15 protein-coding genes are annotated in these 16,674 nt (G+C 43.5%); 10 read left to right on the plus strand and 5 right to left on the minus strand.

Features of this window, described 5'->3' with window-relative positions:
• Nucleotide 1 precedes the first annotated feature (1 nt).
• The 7 genes from Xhom_RS07695 to nqrM all read left to right on the plus strand — a co-directional run bounded on the left by Xhom_RS07695 (nucleotide 2) and on the right by nqrM (nucleotide 5,880).
• Complete coding sequence (locus Xhom_RS07695; RefSeq protein ID WP_069316644.1) at nucleotides 2-1,240, plus strand: NADH:ubiquinone reductase (Na(+)-transporting) subunit B; 1,239 nt, start codon at nucleotides 2-4, stop codon at nucleotides 1,238-1,240.
• Complete coding sequence (locus Xhom_RS07700; protein WP_069316643.1) at nucleotides 1,233-2,027, plus strand: Na(+)-translocating NADH-quinone reductase subunit C; 795 nt, start codon at nucleotides 1,233-1,235, stop codon at nucleotides 2,025-2,027. Before Xhom_RS07695 ends, Xhom_RS07700 begins: the two co-directional genes overlap by 8 nt.
• Nucleotides 2,020-2,649, plus strand: coding sequence for an NADH:ubiquinone reductase (Na(+)-transporting) subunit D (locus Xhom_RS07705; RefSeq protein ID WP_069316642.1), 630 nt, complete (start codon nucleotides 2,020-2,022; stop codon nucleotides 2,647-2,649). The genes Xhom_RS07700 and Xhom_RS07705 overlap by 8 nt, the downstream gene beginning before the upstream one ends.
• Before the next feature lie 8 nt (nucleotides 2,650-2,657).
• Nucleotides 2,658-3,254, plus strand: a complete 597-nt coding sequence (gene nqrE / locus Xhom_RS07710) for an NADH:ubiquinone reductase (Na(+)-transporting) subunit E (protein WP_038235359.1) — start codon at nucleotides 2,658-2,660, stop codon at nucleotides 3,252-3,254.
• A 15-nt stretch (nucleotides 3,255-3,269) separates the two neighbouring features.
• Nucleotides 3,270-4,496, plus strand: coding sequence for an NADH:ubiquinone reductase (Na(+)-transporting) subunit F (nqrF, locus tag Xhom_RS07715; protein WP_069316641.1), 1,227 nt, complete (start codon nucleotides 3,270-3,272; stop codon nucleotides 4,494-4,496).
• 115 nt (nucleotides 4,497-4,611) lie between these two features.
• Nucleotides 4,612-5,640, plus strand: coding sequence for an FAD:protein FMN transferase (locus Xhom_RS07720; RefSeq protein ID WP_069316640.1), 1,029 nt, complete (start codon nucleotides 4,612-4,614; stop codon nucleotides 5,638-5,640).
• Nucleotides 5,641-5,655: 15 nt separating this feature from the next.
• Entirely contained in the window at nucleotides 5,656-5,880 is a 225-nt protein-coding gene (gene nqrM / locus Xhom_RS07725; protein WP_069316639.1) for a (Na+)-NQR maturation NqrM, read from the plus strand.
• A 101-nt stretch (nucleotides 5,881-5,981) separates the two neighbouring features.
• On the opposite strand, the gene Xhom_RS07730 is transcribed toward nqrM, so the two are convergent.
• Nucleotides 5,982-6,497: a sigma-70 family RNA polymerase sigma factor gene (locus Xhom_RS07730; RefSeq protein WP_069316638.1), complete on the minus strand. Its 516-nt coding sequence runs from the start codon at nucleotides 6,495-6,497 to the stop codon at nucleotides 5,982-5,984.
• 135 nt (nucleotides 6,498-6,632) lie between these two features.
• On the minus strand, nucleotides 6,633-8,945 hold the full coding sequence (locus Xhom_RS07735) for a TonB-dependent hemoglobin/transferrin/lactoferrin family receptor (RefSeq protein WP_084023121.1): 2,313 nt from the start codon (nucleotides 8,943-8,945) through the stop codon (nucleotides 6,633-6,635).
• Between the two features lie 306 nt (nucleotides 8,946-9,251).
• Here Xhom_RS07735 and Xhom_RS07740 point away from each other — a divergent pair, with 306 nt between their 5' ends.
• Together Xhom_RS07740 and Xhom_RS07745 are read left to right on the plus strand one after the other, a co-directional pair.
• Nucleotides 9,252-9,734: a hypothetical protein gene (locus Xhom_RS07740; RefSeq protein WP_069316637.1), complete on the plus strand. Its 483-nt coding sequence runs from the start codon at nucleotides 9,252-9,254 to the stop codon at nucleotides 9,732-9,734.
• 161 nt (nucleotides 9,735-9,895) lie between these two features.
• Nucleotides 9,896-10,333 carry a GNAT family N-acetyltransferase gene (locus Xhom_RS07745; RefSeq protein ID WP_069316636.1) on the plus strand — a complete coding sequence of 146 codons (438 nt, stop codon included), beginning with the start codon at nucleotides 9,896-9,898 and terminating at the stop codon, nucleotides 10,331-10,333.
• Between the two features lie 238 nt (nucleotides 10,334-10,571).
• Here Xhom_RS07745 and betA read toward each other — a convergent pair whose 3' ends face one another.
• Genes betA through betI form a run of 3 tightly spaced genes read right to left on the minus strand, consistent with a single transcriptional unit; the run spans nucleotide 10,572 to nucleotide 14,373 of the window.
• Complete coding sequence (betA, locus tag Xhom_RS07750; protein ID WP_069316635.1) at nucleotides 10,572-12,224, minus strand: choline dehydrogenase; 1,653 nt, start codon at nucleotides 12,222-12,224, stop codon at nucleotides 10,572-10,574.
• Nucleotides 12,225-12,257: 33 nt separating this feature from the next.
• Nucleotides 12,258-13,751 carry a betaine-aldehyde dehydrogenase gene (betB, locus tag Xhom_RS07755; protein WP_069316634.1) on the minus strand — a complete coding sequence of 498 codons (1,494 nt, stop codon included), beginning with the start codon at nucleotides 13,749-13,751 and terminating at the stop codon, nucleotides 12,258-12,260.
• A gap of 22 nt (nucleotides 13,752-13,773) precedes the next feature.
• A complete protein-coding gene (gene betI / locus Xhom_RS07760) occupies nucleotides 13,774-14,373 on the minus strand; it encodes a transcriptional regulator BetI (protein ID WP_069316633.1) in 600 nt (199 codons plus the stop codon).
• Between the two features lie 210 nt (nucleotides 14,374-14,583).
• Between betI and Xhom_RS07765 the strand changes: the two genes are divergently transcribed.
• Complete coding sequence (locus tag Xhom_RS07765) at nucleotides 14,584-16,626, plus strand: choline transporter (protein WP_069316632.1); 2,043 nt, start codon at nucleotides 14,584-14,586, stop codon at nucleotides 16,624-16,626.
• The last annotated feature ends 48 nt before the right edge of the window (nucleotides 16,627-16,674 follow it).

Here is a 16,674-nt window from a genome sequence, read left to right on the forward strand (position 1 = left end):
CATGGGCCTGAAAAATTTATTTGAGAAAGTAGAGCACCACTTTGAGGCCGGTGGCAAACTGGAAAAGTATTATCCTCTCTATGAGGCAGTTTCCACCGTATTCTACACTCCGGGGACCGTAACACAGGGGCGTGCTCACGTCCGTGATGCCATCGATCTCAAGCGTATGATGATTCTGGTATGGATGTCTGTATTTCCTACCATGTTCTGGGGAATGTATAACGTCGGTAATCAGGCGATCCCTGCACTGACTCACTTATACAGCGGAGATGCATTACAGCAGGTTCTGGCATCTGATTGGCATTATGTGCTTGCCCAATACCTTGGCGCCTCATTGACACCAGATGCAGGGTGGGTCAGTAAAATGTTGTTGGGTGCAACTTACTTCCTGCCAATTTATGTGGTTGTTTTTGTTGTGGGTGGCTTCTGGGAAGTTCTCTTTGCCATTATCCGTAAGCATGAAATTAACGAAGGTTTCTTTGTCAGTTCCATTCTATTTGCCCTGATTGTTCCGCCAACACTGCCATTGTGGCAGGCCGCTTTGGGGATAACATTCGGGGTTGTGGTTGCGAAGGAAATCTTCGGTGGTACTGGTCGTAACTTCCTGAACCCTGCATTGGCTGGCCGTGCTTTCTTGTTCTTCGCTTATCCTGCTCAGATTTCAGGTGATTTAGTTTGGACTGCTGCGGATGGTTTCTCCGGTGCAACTCCATTGTCTCAGTGGGCAACTTCGGGTGAACACGGTTTAATCAATACCATTACCAACCAACCGGTTACATGGATGGATGCGTTCCTCGGTAACATTCCTGGTTCAATTGGTGAAGTTTCTACCCTGATGATTTTCATCGGTGGTGCCATCATTCTGTTTGCTCGTATTGCTTCATGGCGCATTGTTGCGGGTGTGATGCTTGGTATGATCGCAACTTCTTGCCTGTTCAACGCCATTGGTTCAAGCACTAACCCAATGTTCGCTATGCCGTGGGAATGGCATATGGTTCTGGGTGGCTTCGCTTTCGGCATGATCTTTATGGCTACTGACCCTGTGTCCGCTGCATTTACGGATAAAGGGAAATGGGCATACGGCATCTTGATTGGTGTCATGTGTGTCCTGATCCGAGTCGTAAACCCAGCATACCCGGAAGGGATGATGTTGGCGATCTTGTTCGCTAACCTGTTCGCACCACTGTTTGATTATCTGGTTGTGCAGGCCAATATTAAGCGGAGAAAAGCCCGTGGCTAATGAGAAACCAAAAAATAATGATAGCATCGGCAGAACGTTTCTTGTTGTTTTTGTGTTGTGCCTTGTATGTTCGATTGTGGTTGCAGGGGCAGCCGTAGGTTTGAAAGCGCGGCAGCAGGAACAGAAACTGCTGGATAAACAGCGTAATATTCTGGATGTAGCAGGTTTACTGAAACCAAACATGACTACAGCAGAAATGAAAGAAGCCTACACTAGCCGCATTCAGCCTGAATTGCTTGATTTAAAAACGGCAACGCTTGAAATAAGTGCGGGTAAATTTGATCTGAATAATGCTCTGCGTAGCGACGAAACCAGCATGGCTTTGCCGGCAGAACAAGATCTGGCGAAAATCCGTCGCCGGGCCAATATGGCAGAAATTTATCTGGTTAAGGATGAACAAGGTAAAACGACCGAACTGGTTCTGCCAGTATACGGCTCTGGTCTGTGGTCAATGATGTATGCTTTCGTTGCCATTGATGTTGATGGCGTAACCTCTCGTGGCATTACTTACTATTCTCAAGGCGAAACGCCGGGTTTGGGTGGTGAAGTTGATAACCCACAATGGCGCAAACAGTGGGTAGGTAAAAAACTCTATAACCCGCAAGGTGAGCCAGCCATTAAGGTTGTTCGTGGTGGTGCTGGTGATAACCCTTACGGTGTAGATGGTCTATCCGGTGCAACCCTGACTTCCAATGGTGTTCAGCATATGTTTGATTTCTGGCTGGGTGATAACGGTTTTGGCCCGTTCCTGAAAAAAGTACGCGAGGGAGCCTTGAAAGATGGCTGATAGCAAAGAGATAAAACGCGTCCTGCTTGGGCCGCTGTTTGATAATAACCCAATTGCATTGCAAGTTCTGGGAGTGTGTTCGGCACTGGCCGTCACGACTAAACTGGAAACTGCGCTGGTTATGACGGTTGCTGTGACATTGGTAACAGCGTTTTCTAGCTTTTTCATTTCATTGATTCGTAACTACATTCCTGGCAGTGTACGAATCATTGTGCAAATGGCGATCATTGCATCGCTGGTTATTGTGGTCGATCAGATTTTGCAGGCCTTTGCCTACGAAATTTCTAAACAGTTATCCGTATTTGTCGGCCTTATCATCACCAACTGTATAGTGATGGGGCGTGCGGAAGCCTACGCCATGAAATCTCCACCGGTTGAGAGCTTTATGGATGGTATCGGTAACGGCTTGGGCTATGGTGTCATTCTGTTGCTGGTTGGTTTCTTGCGTGAGCTGTTTGGCTCAGGAAAATTGTTCGGTATTACTGTACTGGAATCTGTCAAAAATGGTGGCTGGTATCAGCCAAATGGCTTGTTCCTGCTTGCACCGAGCGCATTCTTCATCATTGGTATGCTGATTTGGGGTCTGCGGATTCTGAAACCTGCGCAGGTAGAGAAGGAGTAACAAACAAAATGGAACATTATATTAGTTTGTTTGTCCGCGCAGTCTTTATCGAGAATATGGCGTTATCTTTCTTTCTCGGTATGTGTACGTTTCTGGCGGTATCAAAAAATGTGAAGACGGCGTTTGGTTTGGGGGTTGCCGTAACAGTTGTATTGGGCATATCTGTTCCTGCTAATAACCTTGTCTACAATCTGGTACTGCGTGATGGTGCTTTGATGGATGGGGTTGATCTGAGCTTCCTGAACTTCATTACCTTTATCGGTGTGATTGCTGCACTGGTGCAGATTTTGGAAATGATCCTCGACCGTTATGTGCCTGCACTTTACAACGCTCTGGGAATTTTCCTGCCGTTGATTACGGTGAACTGTGCGATTTTCGGCGGTGTTTCTTTCATGGCGCAACGTGACTATAACTTCAGCGAATCCATCGTATACGGTTTCGGTTCAGGTATGGGCTGGATGCTGGCGATTGTCCTGATGGCAGCGATCCGTGAAAAGATGAAATATGCAGATGTTCCGGCAGGTCTGAAAGGATTGGGGATCACCTTTGTCACCACTGGGTTGATGGCATTGGGCTTTATGTCCTTCTCCGGTGTGCAGCTCTAAAGGCGAGAAGAATTCATGGATATAATCATTCTAGGCGTAGTAATGTTTACCCTGATTGTGTTGGTACTGACGGCAATGATTTTGTTCGCAAAATCCAAGTTGGTGAACACCGGGGATATTAAAATTGAAGTTAATGGCGATGAGGATAAAAGCTTTAACGCTCCTGCTGGTGACAAATTGTTGAACATGCTTTCCAATCAGGGGATTTTTGTTTCCTCTGCTTGTGGTGGTGGTGGTTCATGTGGTCAGTGCCGTGTGAAAATCAGTGAAGGCGGTGGTGATATCCTGCCAACTGAGCTTTCCCACATCAATAAGCGTGAAGCTAAAGAAGGCTGCCGTCTGGCATGTCAGGTTAACGTTAAGCAAGACCTGAAAATTGAGTTGCCGGAAGAGATCTTCGGCGTTAAAAAATGGGAATGCGAAGTTATTTCCAATGATAACAAAGCAACTTTCATCAAAGAATTGAAATTGAAAATTCCTGACGGGGAAGTGGTGCCATTTCGTGCAGGTGGTTACATTCAGATTGAATGTCCTCCACACGTTGCCCGTTATTCGGATTATGATGTGCCAGATGAATACCGTGAAGATTGGGATAAATTCAATCTGTTCCGTTATGTCTCTGAGGTCAAAGAGCCGACTGTTCGTGCATACTCAATGGCGAACTATCCTGAAGAGCACGGTATCATCATGCTGAATGTGCGTATTGCTACGCCGCCGCCAAGAAACCCAGATGTTACTCCGGGTATCATGTCCTCTTATATCTGGTCATTGAAGTCAGGAGATAAAGTGACTATCTCTGGCCCATTCGGTGAATTCTTCGCGAAAAAAACCGAAGCGGAAATGGTCTTCATCGGTGGTGGTGCAGGTATGGCGCCAATGCGTTCTCATATCTTTGATCAGCTCAATCGCCTGAACTCCAAGCGTAAGATCAGCTTCTGGTATGGTGCTCGTTCCAAACGTGAAATGTTCTATACCGAAGATTTCGACCAATTAGCCGCAGAAAATGAAAATTTCAATTGGAATGTCGCTTTGTCCGACGCTCTGCCGGAAGATAATTGGGATGGTTATACAGGCTTTATTCATAATGTCCTGTATGAAAACTACCTGAAAGATCATCCAGCACCAGAAGATTGTGAATTCTACATGTGTGGGCCTCCGGTCATGAATGCTGCGGTCATTAAGATGTTGAAAGACCTTGGCGTGGAAGATGAAAACATCATGCTGGATGACTTCGGTGGCTGATGATATACCCAATAAATTTCGAGCTGCGACTTGAAATATGAGGGAATCGTAACACATTGATTTAACGACAAGCGCCCACAAATCGTGGGCGCTTACAATTCAGAAAGAGTAAGTTATGCTGAGTAAAAAAATTATCAACTGGAGCACATTGTTGTTTTCGGTTGTGCTGCTGGCTGCGTGTGGTGGCCCTGAACAGCAAAATCTGAATGGGCAGACGATGGGGACTTATTACTCCGTTAAATATGTTGCTGACTCGTCTGCATCTTCTCCAGAAAATCTGCAAAAAGAAATTGATCGACGGCTGGAAGAAGTGAACGACCAGATGTCTACTTATCGACCAAATTCTGAATTGAGTCGTTTTAATCAAAGTCGTGAAGTGAATAAACCTTTTCCGGTATCCGCTGCTACGGCGAAAGTTGTAAAAGAAGCTATTCGAATCAATCAGCTGACAGAAGGTGCACTGGATGTCACTGTTGGCCCTTTGGTGAATTTATGGGGATTTGGGCCTGAAGGGCGTGTGACTAAGGCACCGACAGATGAAGAGCTGGCGATACGTCGGGCATGGACAGGGATTGGCAACTTATCTGTTGCAGGCAATAATCTGGTTAAATCTATCCCTGAACTTTATGTTGACCTTTCTTCTATAGCCAAAGGTTATGGCGTGGATGTTGTGACTGAGTACCTGGAATCTCAGAATATTAAAAACTACATGGTTGATATTGGCGGTGAAGTCCGCACATTAGGTCAAAATGGCAAAGGAAGTCCGTGGCGAATAGCAATTGAAAAACCATCAGATAGTGGTATGACACAGAGTGCTCAGGAGATCATTGAACCGGGTAATATGTCCATAGCAACATCAGGTGATTACCGTAATTATTTTGAACAAAATGGTGTGCGTTATTCCCATACCATTGATCCTAAAACAAGCAGACCGATCATGCATAATTTAGTTTCAATTACTGTGATTGCTTCAACCTGCATGAGTGCTGATGGTTTTTCTACAGGTTTGGATGTATTGGGGCCGGAGAAGGGAATGGAATTGGCTGAAAAGCTGAATATTCCAGTCTTTATGATTGTCAAAACCAAAGAAGGTTTTGAAGAACGCTCCAGTACTGCTTTTAAGGCATACTTACAGAAAAAATGAGAGAGGGGAAAGGTTATGGAAATCTTTATCGCCGCTTTTATCTTTTTCCTGCTGGCTTTTGCGGGAATGGCACTAGGGTATATCTTTAAGCGCAAGAGTATTCAGGGAAGCTGTGGTGGTTTAGGAAGCATAGGCGTAGAGAAAGTTTGTGATTGCCCGGAGCCTTGCGATGCCCGCAAAAAACGGATAGCGAGAGAAGCAATCCGACAAGCACAGTTAGAAAAGAACCGTATTCTTTGATGCGTTTTTGTCGTTCAAGCTTGTACGGCTAAAAAAGTGACCCGCTGCCAGATAAACAGCGGGTTTTTGTTGTCTGTGGCGAAGAGATCAGATCCGGTTGCTCAAAGTATATTGAAAGGGTGACACTTTCTGTGAGCCTGATGTAAGTAATTTTTCACCGAACTGGTTGAAATATCCAAATCTTTCGCGATCTCTTTGTAACGCTTGCCTTGAATTTGTGTGAGCAAAAATGTCTGTCGGACTTTTACGGGAAGCTCATCAAGTGTTTTATCTATCCTTTCTAACTGTTCTAGCAACACCAGCCGATATTCTGAAGAGTTTGATGAAATTTGCGGTATTGCACTGACATAGTCTAGATAGCTGTCTTCTATTTTTTTTCTGCGCCAGTAATTAGCGAGAGTTCTACGGGCTATCGTGATTAAAAAGGCTCTTGGCTGGCGGATACTTTCAATATCTGAAGACTGCATCAATTTGATAAAAATATCATGAGTGAGATCTTCGGCGTAGTTTGGGAAAGCACTATTTTGTCTGATCCAATTGCATAGCCAATGATGGTGATTGGAATAGAGTTTCTGGGTGATTTCACTGTGCCCGAATGTGCTTTTTTGCACCGCCATAACGATATTACTCAATGGGATAGGAAAATATGATAATAATTATTATTTGTATTTAATCGAGGAAGTCAACGTGGCATTGTAGATTTAACCCCCTTAACTTTTAAGGGGGTTAAGCAGTGAGTGGTTAAATATCAGTTAGAACTGCTGAGAAATACTGAACTTGTAATTACGGCCGATTCCTGAAACCGCTTCTCCTAAGTACGGATAATAATCGCGGTTGAATAGGTTATCGATGGTGATCCGTGCTTCAAAGCCTTTCATATAAGGAGGACGCCAGCTTGCAAATAAGCTGTGCAAGGCGTAACCGCTACTTTTAGGGAATGACCAGGAAATAGCCATTGGATCATCATCCCTTGGTGAACGGTCTTGTTTACGGACAAAATCGCCTTTCCAGCCCATTGCCATCTGCCATTGTGGAATCTTGAATCCCAACATGGCATGTGCAGACGTTGGTGGTATTTCTGCTATCCAGGTTTTACGACCCAGCCACGGATCGCGCATGGAAGCATCACGCTGGCCGCGCATTGTGGAGAAAGAGAATTTCCCGAATAGCGTTCTGCTATCATAAAAAGTCTCAATTTCCAGCCCTTCAATGGTATAACCGGACAGATTGCGATAATTTGCCAGAGGTTTTTCACATGAGCTGCTCGAACCACTTTCAATCTGATCTTTACAATAAATTCCACGTCTTTTAAAGATTTCATCTGTACCGCGGTTACGGAATAGGGTGGTACGGATTTGCAAGCTATCATCTTCAAGCATCAGATTATCGAAATTGAGAATGGTGCCAAGACGAATTCCTGTCATCCTTTCAACATCAAGATTACGACTGGAACCAGGAAGATTACCTATTGACTGTACTTCATATTGCTCATCTACTACTGGAGCACGCCATGTACGGCTGATATCTGCAAATAGTGACAGATTTTTGTTGGCTTGCCATATCATACCCAGATGAGGTGTCCATCCAGTGTACGTTACCCTGTTATAGTCATGATTTATTTCAGGCGATTTGTTGTTATATATCGAGGCATTATTTTCTTTGCCCACATTTTTTATATGGTCATAACGGACGCCAGGTGTGATGGTAATACTACCTAATTTTAGTGAATCCTGAATATAGAAACTGTAAGTTTGTTGATCTCCAGCTGGCATATAACCAGGTTGATAATAGCCGTAATTAAATGCTGGGTCGTCCTTTTTATTCTTATCTAACATCAAAATATGACGTTGGTTTTTATGCCAACGGGCACCCATCAATAATTCGTGTTCTACTGTGCCAATTAAAAACACACTTTTATTATTTATATCAGCTAGTTGATCAACATATTTAATCCAACTTCTTTGCCCCATAATTCCTGCAGATGCGAAGTTAACACCTTCTATTTCAGGGCGACGATCATTTTGTTTAGTATTTGAATAGGCATAAGTCATCGTCAGATTTAGCCATGGATTATCTTCTGGAGCTATATTCCATTTGGCAGAATAGTTTTGATCGATTTGATCACGAAAAACTAATTTTGTTTTCCATGCCTTGTCCAGACCATATTTTTTTATTTCACTGGCGGAAGGGGTATTCATTTGATCCCGTTTAGCCGCCCAAGGCTGCCAGCCACCTGATTCAGAGCGCATGGCAGATAAACTGATAGTATGTGTGTCACTGGGATAGATATTGGTTTTCAATAAATAGGATGTTTGGTTGTTTTGAGAGTACTCAAAACGGGTGCCATCAGGGCGTTTGATATTATGTCCGTCACGTTTGCTCACATAGAGTAATCCATCAACCAAACCGTTGGGATCTCTGCCATATATTGCGCCACTATTGATCCACTGTCTGTCATTGGTGTGGTAGCTTTGCTTGACTAATCCTCCCCAATTCTCATCAGGTCGTAGCAAATCATTGGCATCTTTTGTCACAATTTTGACGGAGCCACCAAACCCACCATTACCATTCAGCAAATTGTGTGGCCCTTTATCAACGGTTACACGTTTGATTAATTCCGGTTCAATAAAGATAGAACCCTGACGATATTTATCGAACCCTTTTGGCGAATCGTCCAGTGTGATTTTGATATCTTCTGAGTCTCCCATGCCCCAGATATTCAATGTTTGTCCGCCGGGACGCGGGGAACCAGACATCGAAACACCAGGAAGTTGATCAAGCAATTGAGCTACGTTATCTGCCTGAGTCCGATCGATATCTGCTTTTTTGAGTACAGAAGCGCCTGCACCGGTGCTTTTGTGTAAACTCTCCACTACGGAAAGTGTAGGGAGTTTTATTACTTCATTTTTCTTTTCAGATTGTTGTTCAGTTGGCTTTTCGATAGCGTAAACAGAGCTTGAAAACGCAGTACCTACCACTAATGTCCCTGAAAATGCACCCCTTAAAATTTTTTGAACCAGAGTTACGATTGGGCGTTTTTCTAATTTTTGACTATTATTTGCCATAAATTCCCTAAAATATGATCAAGTGAAATATTTTCATTGTTATAAGTCACTTGAGAAAGTAAAACGGGCAAATAAAAATGAGAATTATTTTTGTTTTTAGGTCGTGGTTTGTCGAATAGTATAAGTTTTATTCGTTGCTATTGATTGAAATAGATATGTCTATTTCGTTACGCCTTCTCAGCTGCTGACGATGTCGGTAATGAGGGCGAAGTGCTTATGGGATGTTGTGGCACAGAGTGGCCAGAACACTCATTGGCGAGTTTGTTTCCATAAGTGCAATTTCCTTAAGTGCAAAGGGGTTAGTCAATGAAGAAACAGATCCTTAGTTCTTTGATATTGGCAGGTATCGTGGCACTGATTGCTGGTTGTGATGATGCTTCTAAAAAAGCGGAAGAGACTACTCAGCAAATGGAGAATAGTGCGGCACAGATGAAAACTGATGCTGAACAAAAATCCGCAGATATATTGGATAATGCAAAAGATAGTGCAAAAGAAAAATCACAGGAGATAAAGGAAAACGCCCAACGTGAAAGCCATAGTGTGATTGATAAGTCCAAGGAAGAACAAAAACAAATCAGCCATTCTGCCAATGATATAACCGATCAATTGAAGTCCAAAGTAGCAGATATACAGAATGAAGCTACTAGGACAGCGAATGATATGGCAGATAAGGTGAAATCGAAAGTGGAAGAAATACAATCTGAAGCCAGTAAAAAAACAGATGATTTAATAAATAGTCTTAAAAGTGACAGCGACAAAGGTAATAATGAAAAAAATGAGGAAAAGTAATCAGTGCCTCAATAGCCTGTTAGCGTGAAAATAAATTAATATCAGAGGGGTGATCTGAAAATGATCCCCCCTTTTTTTAATTTTATGGGACAAGCTTGACTCACTTATCTATTTAAAAGTAGGTTAAAGGTGACTCTATAAATCACACGCAGGACATAATAATGAAAATAAAACACAGCATAGGAAGACAGAACCCCGAATTAATTCAGCAAGCATTTGCTATCCGTAAACAGGTATTTACGGATGAACAAGGTTTTGCTGAGGAAATTGATATTGATGAATATGATGATATTGCCTTGCATGTTGTGTTATTTGATGACGAAAGGCCAATTGGCGTATTACGGGCAATCCTGAAAGACAATGGTATGCTTAAAGTTGGGCGTGTTGCAGTATTGAAAAGTCATCGAGGTCGGGGAATTGGCCGTCAAGTCATGGGGTTTATTGCAGATTATGGACGTCAAAATAGCATTGCGACGATTGGGCTATCTTCGCAATGCCATGCCCGGCCATTTTATGAAAGTCTTGGTTATCAAGCGTATGGTGAAATTTATTTGGAAGATGGTGAGGAACATATCTTTATGACATTAGATTTATCGTGATCATTTTGCCTGATGAAATAGATATACCTTTGAAAGATATACCTAATAGGTTTCAAGATGCAGCGAAATGGCAAGGGAAAAAATTCCCAGCAACATAGATAATTATGTGACTGGGATAAGAGTATAAGCCGATGAAGCTATAACATGAAATCTATTAAGAGCCTACTGAGATAGGCTCTCAGTCTATTTTGTTTTTTAAAGTGTCTATTTATTGATTATTTTGTGCCAATTGGCGAGCCTACGCATCATTGGCAACATAATATTTCGCCTGACTGCGTGGCAATGGTGTGATCCCTCGAATTTTATCAGCAATTTTTTCGGCCATCATAATCGTTGTGGCATTTAAATTACCGGTAATGATTTCAGGCATAATGGAGGCATCAATAACTCGTAAATTTTCAACGCCATGTACCCGTCCTTGACCATCCACAACTGCCATTTCATCTGTTCCCATTTTGCAACTGCATGATGGATGAAATGCAGTTTCGGCATGTTCACGAATAAAGGTATCTAGCTGCCCGTCAGTTTGGATTTCAGCGCCGGGGCTGATTTCATATCCACAATACGGAGCCAGAGCTGGTTGAGCCATAATCTCCCGTGTTATGCGAATAGCATCGCGAAACTCCTGCCAATCTTGTGCCGCTGACATATAGTTGAAGAGAATACTGGGATGCTGACGCGGATCACGGGATTTGATTTTTACCCGGCCCCGGCTTGGGGAACGCATGGAACCAACGTGGGCCTGAAAACCATGTTGATTGACAGCATTGCTGCCGTTATAATTAATGGCAACGGGCAGAAAATGAAATTGAATATTTGGCCAAGCAAATTTTTCACTGGTTCGAATAAACCCACCCGCTTCAAATTGATTACTGGCACCAATACCTGTGCCTTTTAATAACCATTCAGCACCAATTGTTGGTTGGTTATACCATTTTAAAGCCGGATAGAGAGAGATAGGCTTGAGGCATTCATATTGCAAATACATTTCAAGGTGATCTTGTAGATTTTGCCCGACTCCCGGCAATACGTGTACCACAGGGATCGCAAGCTCATTTAGTATTTCTTCAGGGCCAATGCCGGAACGCTGCAAAATTTGTGGGGACGCAATCGCTCCGGCACAGAGTAAAATTTCTTTGCGTGCTTTTGCTTGCGTTAACGTTGAGCTATTACCTTGATAAAAACTAACACCAACGGCTTTCTTTCCTGCAAATTTGAGGGTATCGGTTAAGGCATGGGTCATAATGGTCAGATTGGCGCGTGATCGCGCTTGATCCAGATAACCGCGAGCTGTGCTGGCCCGACGCCCTTTTGGGGTTACGGTGCGATCCATAGGGCCAAAACCTTCTTGCTGATAGCCATTCAGATCAGCGGTACGTGGATAACCTGCCTGTATACCTGCTTCGACCATTGCGTGAAAGAGTTCATTATTCCCAGACTTTGGCGTTGTGACACTGACTGGCCCATTACCGCCATGATAGTCATTTTCCCCAATATCCCGTGATTCTGCTTTGCGAAAGTAGGGAAGGCAATCAAGATAAGACCAATCTTCTAGGCCTGGCTGTGCTGCCCAATTATTGAAATCCATTGCATTGCCACGGATATAGCACATCCCGTTAATCAATGAAGATCCACCGAGTCCTTTGCCGCGACCACATTCCATGCGTCGGTTATTCATATGGGGTTCTGGATCGGTTTCATATGCCCAATTATAACGGGTACCCTGCAAGGGATATGCCAGCGCTGCTGGCATTTGGGTACGAAAGTCGAATCGGTAATCTGGCCCACCCGCTTCCAGTAGCAGGACAGTAACATCGGGGTCTTCCGTCAAACGGGTTGCAAGTACGTTACCCGCTGAACCAGCACCGATAATAATGTAATCAAATAGCATTGTTATCTCTTCTGTTTCAGTCATGGATTAAAATTAAAATAGAGATTCAAAATTGCCAAGTTCAACCTGTATTGATTTGGTTTGTGTGTAATTTTGCAGTGTAACCAGCCCGTTTTCACGACCGACACCAGAATGTTTGTAACCACCGACAGGCATGACGGATGGAGATTCTCCCCATGTGTTGATCCAGCAGATCCCCGCTTCCAGTTGGTGGATCACTCGATGGGCGCGGGAAAGATCTTTTGTTACCAATCCTGCACCTAAACCGTAATCCGTATTATTGGCTCGGGCGATGACTTCATCTTCTGTTTCATAGGTCAGGATAGACATCACAGGGCCAAAGATTTCTTCCCGTGCAATCAGCATATCATCGGTACAATCACTGAATACCGTCGGTGCGACAAATGCGCCTTTTGCCAGTTCGCCTTCTCGCAGACGTTCACCACCACAAAGCAAACGGGCATGGGTGTTTTTGCCGCTTTCGATATAGTGCAAAACAGACTCCATATGTGGGAAACTCACCAAAGGGCCAAAGTTAGTATTGGGATCGAAAGGTGAACCAATGCGGATACGTTTAACACGTTCAAGGATTTTGGCTTCAAATTGTGCAAGCAGTGCCTTGGGAACAAAAACGCGGGTACCGTTAGTACAAACCTGACCTGAGCTGAAAAAGTTTGCCATCATGGCAATATCGGCTGCTCGATCCAGATCAGCATCATCAAAGATGATCAGCGGGGATTTGCCACCCAATTCCATCGTCACTTCTTTTAGCGTTGATCCAGAAGCATTTGCCATGACTTTCTTACCTGTGACAACGCCACCGGTGAAAGACATTTTGGCAATTTTCGGATGGATTGCCAGATAATGCCCTACTGTATGACCTGCACCTGTCAGAACATTAAATACACCATCCGGTACGCCTGCTTCGGTATAGATTTCGGCTAATTTCAGTGCAGTGAGGGAAGTGACTTCACTGGGTTTGAAAATCATGGCATTACCGGCAGCCAGTGCTGGTGCTGATTTCCACAGCGCAATTTGGATGGGGTAATTCCATGCCCCGATCCCTGCTACGACGCCCAGTGGCTCACGGCGTGTATACACGAAAGAAGATTCACGTAGTGGAATTTGCTGGCCTTCAAGGGCTGGGATCAAACCTGCATAATATTCCAGCACATCGGCCCCCGTGACAATATCAACCTGCTGGGTTTCAGAAAGGGGTTTGCCGGTATCCAGTGTTTCTAACTCGGCCAATTCATCATTGCGTTCACGCAAAATATTCACTGCTTTGTGTAAGACCCGTGAACGTTCCACCGCAGTCATTGCCGCCCAGATTTTCTGCCCCTTGTGAGCACTTTCGACTGCCAGATCAACATCTTGTTCTGTTGCGGATTGAAATTGGGCGATAACCTCACCATTGGCTGGATTGATTGCATCAAAAATGGCGTTATCGGAATCAGTGCTATCTGGATTGGTGCTATCAACATATGCACCGTGGATATAAAGTTTTTGTAGTCCAAAATGGGTCATAGATTCTCCTTAAGAAACTATCCTATTGAGTATATTCCAATGGTCTGAGTTTCTGTTCAATGTAATCGATGGTGATCTTGAACGCCCCATCTATGTCAAAAGGCTTGCTGGAGAGTGCACTTCTCAGCCAAATGCCGTCAATTAATGCTGCAAGGCCTTGGGCAGCCAGTCTTGCTTCTGTTTTGGGCAAGACGCGTTTAAATTCGACACAGATATTGGAATACAGACGGCGTTCATTGACTTGTTGTAGCCGATACAGATTGGGTTGGTGAATACTGCTGGCCCAAAATGCCAACCACGTTTTCATTGCCGCACTGCTGATTTGGCTGGGATCAAAATTTCCTTCAACAATGGCTTTCAATCTTTGAGCGGGGGGCGCGTTGTCAAGCAGACGTAATCGACGTGCTACTGCCATCCCCAGTTGATGCAATAAATGACGCATGGTAGCTTCAAGTAGCCCATTTTTATCTTTGAAGTAGTGGCTGATAATTCCGTTGGAAACACCCGCTTTTCGGGCAATTTGCGCAATAGTTGCTTCCTGCATCCCAACTTCATTGACGACAGTTAACGTAGCATCAATGAGCTGCTGTTTTCTTATCGACTGTATTCCTATTTTTGGCATGATTTTATGCTCAGAAAATTACATCATTCGGTGGTTATTAAACTTTTTTTTGATTGAATGTTCAATCAAAATTAAATATATTTTATTACAATATTTTCACAATTCGCAATCGGAATTATTTAATAAAATTTAAATTTCACTTTTAATTCAAATAATTAAATATATTTTTCTTTTTGTTTCCTCTTTTCATTAATTTCAGGAACTGCCTATATGAATACACCAGACAGTCCAAAAAACACTCAAAAGGATACGTTAAACACAGTTGTTTTTTTCACCTCTGCTGGGATGATTATTGTGTTTTCGTTATTCACTATTTTTTTCACTGATGCAACAAGTAATTGGATAAAAAACACTCTAAACTGGGTGTCTAAAACTTTTGGCTGGTACTATTTACTTGCCGCTACACTTTACATTGTATTTGTCATTTTTGTTGCCGCGTCCCGGTTTGGTTCCATTAAGTTAGGCCCGGAGCAATCCAAGCCGGAATTTAGCCTGCTTAGTTGGGCTGCAATGTTGTTCGCGGCTGGAATCGGTATTGATTTGATGTTTTTCTCGGTAGTTGAACCTGTGACGCAATATATGCGGCCACCTATAGGTCAAGGAGAAACAATTGAAGCAGCTCGTCAGGCGATGGTGTGGACACTGTTCCACTATGGCCTGACGGGCTGGTCTATGTATGCCTTGATGGGGATTGCTCTGGGATATTTTAGTTATCGTTATAATTTACCTTTGACTATTCGTTCAGCCCTTTATCCTATTTTTGGTAACCGAATAAACGGCCCAATAGGCCACTCTGTGGATATTGCGGCTGTTATAGGAACGATTTTTGGGATTGCCACCACGCTGGGAATCGGAGTGGTACAGTTGAATTATGGACTAAAAGTGCTGTTTGGTTTGCCACAAGGATTGGGTGTTCAGGGGGGCTTGATATTGTTGTCAGTGGTGATAGCAATTATCTCTGTGACTTCTGGTGTGAACAAAGGTATCCGGTTTTTATCCGAATTGAATGTGTTGCTGGCCCTTGGTCTGGTTTTGTTTATTTTGTTTGTGGGAGATACGGAATTCCTGCTTAATGGATTAGTGCAGAATGTCGGGGATTATATCAGTCGTTTTATGGGGATGACGCTCAATAGTTTTGCATTTGAACGACCGACTGAATGGATGAATAATTGGACACTCTTTTTCTGGGCATGGTGGGTTGCTTGGTCGCCATTTGTTGGCTTGTTCTTAGCGCGTATTTCTCGTGGCAGGACTATTCGCCAGTTTGTTATGGGGACTTTGATTATTCCATTTGTTTTTACCCTGTTGTGGTTATCTATTTTTGGTAACAGTGTGTTGTATGAAATCCTTCACGGCAATCGTCAATTGGCTGAAACCGTGCTCCAACATCCAGAGCAAGGTTTTTATAGGTTATTGGCACTTTATCCTGCATTTAAGTTCAGTGCTTCTGTCGCCACGATTACAGGATTACTGTTTTATGTAACGTCGGCAGATTCTGGCTCGCTGGTTTTAGGAAATTTCACTTCCAACCTCAGTGATATCAATAATGACGCACCTAACTGGCTGCGTGTCTTTTGGTCTGTGGTGATAGGGGTATTAACATTAGGCATATTAATGACCGATGGGATTTCTGCTTTGCAAAATACTACGGTTATCATGGGGCTACCTTTTAGCTTTGTAATGTTTTTTGTGATGGCGGGGCTGTATAAGTCTTTGAGGGTGGAAGATTTCCGCAAAGCCAGTTCGTTGCAAAATACTTCTCCCACCCTTGTCTATGACAACGGTTCGTTGAATTGGAAACAGCGCTTGAGTCGTATGATGCACTTCCCCGGCACGAAAAATACTCAACGGATGCTGGATATGGTATGCCGCCCCGCTATGCTGGAAGTCGCTAAGGAACTGGTAGTACGTGGTGCGAAAGTCCAGTTTAACGTTTTGCCACCGAAAGAAGATCGACGCCTGAATCCACTTGAGCTGATTGTTGATTTAGGAGATGAACAAAATTTTATCTATCAGATTTGGCCACAACGTTATTCCGTGCCCGGATTTACCTATCGTGCGAGATCGGGCAAGTCTCATTATTATCGACTGGAAACGTTTTTGATGGAGGGAACACAGGGGAATGATTTGATGGACTACACCAAAGAGCAAATCATCAGCGATATCCTTGACCACTATGAAAAACATCTCAACTTTATTCATTTGAACCGCGAAGCGCCGGGGCAGACATTGATTTTTCCAAGCGGAGGATAAAAGTAAAATATAATAACTAACCCATTTTATAATTAGGGTGTGTTGACG

The sequence above is a fragment of the Xenorhabdus hominickii genome (assembly GCF_002632725.1).
Lineage (GTDB): Bacteria > Pseudomonadota > Gammaproteobacteria > Enterobacterales > Enterobacteriaceae > Xenorhabdus > Xenorhabdus hominickii.

Excerpts from the sequence above, each read along its gene's own strand:
- betB (WP_069316634.1), bottom strand. The coding sequence starts at position 13,751 with ATGACCCATTTTGGACTACAAAAACTTTATATCCACGGTGCATATGTT.
- nqrF (WP_069316641.1), top strand. The coding sequence starts at position 3,270 with ATGGATATAATCATTCTAGGCGTAGTAATGTTTACCCTGATTGTGTTG.
- nqrE (WP_038235359.1), top strand. The coding sequence starts at position 2,658 with ATGGAACATTATATTAGTTTGTTTGTCCGCGCAGTCTTTATCGAGAAT.
- Xhom_RS07730 (WP_069316638.1), bottom strand. The coding sequence starts at position 6,497 with ATGGCGGTGCAAAAAAGCACATTCGGGCACAGTGAAATCACCCAGAAA.
- Xhom_RS07740 (WP_069316637.1), top strand. The coding sequence starts at position 9,252 with ATGAAGAAACAGATCCTTAGTTCTTTGATATTGGCAGGTATCGTGGCA.
- Xhom_RS07705 (WP_069316642.1), top strand. The coding sequence starts at position 2,020 with ATGGCTGATAGCAAAGAGATAAAACGCGTCCTGCTTGGGCCGCTGTTT.
- Xhom_RS07735 (WP_084023121.1), bottom strand. The coding sequence starts at position 8,945 with ATGGCAAATAATAGTCAAAAATTAGAAAAACGCCCAATCGTAACTCTG.
- Xhom_RS07695 (WP_069316644.1), top strand. The coding sequence starts at position 2 with ATGGGCCTGAAAAATTTATTTGAGAAAGTAGAGCACCACTTTGAGGCC.
- betA (WP_069316635.1), bottom strand. The coding sequence starts at position 12,224 with ATGCTATTTGATTACATTATTATCGGTGCTGGTTCAGCGGGTAACGTA.
- nqrM (WP_069316639.1), top strand. The coding sequence starts at position 5,656 with ATGGAAATCTTTATCGCCGCTTTTATCTTTTTCCTGCTGGCTTTTGCG.
- Xhom_RS07720 (WP_069316640.1), top strand. The coding sequence starts at position 4,612 with ATGCTGAGTAAAAAAATTATCAACTGGAGCACATTGTTGTTTTCGGTT.
- Xhom_RS07745 (WP_069316636.1), top strand. The coding sequence starts at position 9,896 with ATGAAAATAAAACACAGCATAGGAAGACAGAACCCCGAATTAATTCAG.
- Xhom_RS07765 (WP_069316632.1), top strand. The coding sequence starts at position 14,584 with ATGAATACACCAGACAGTCCAAAAAACACTCAAAAGGATACGTTAAAC.
- betI (WP_069316633.1), bottom strand. The coding sequence starts at position 14,373 with ATGCCAAAAATAGGAATACAGTCGATAAGAAAACAGCAGCTCATTGAT.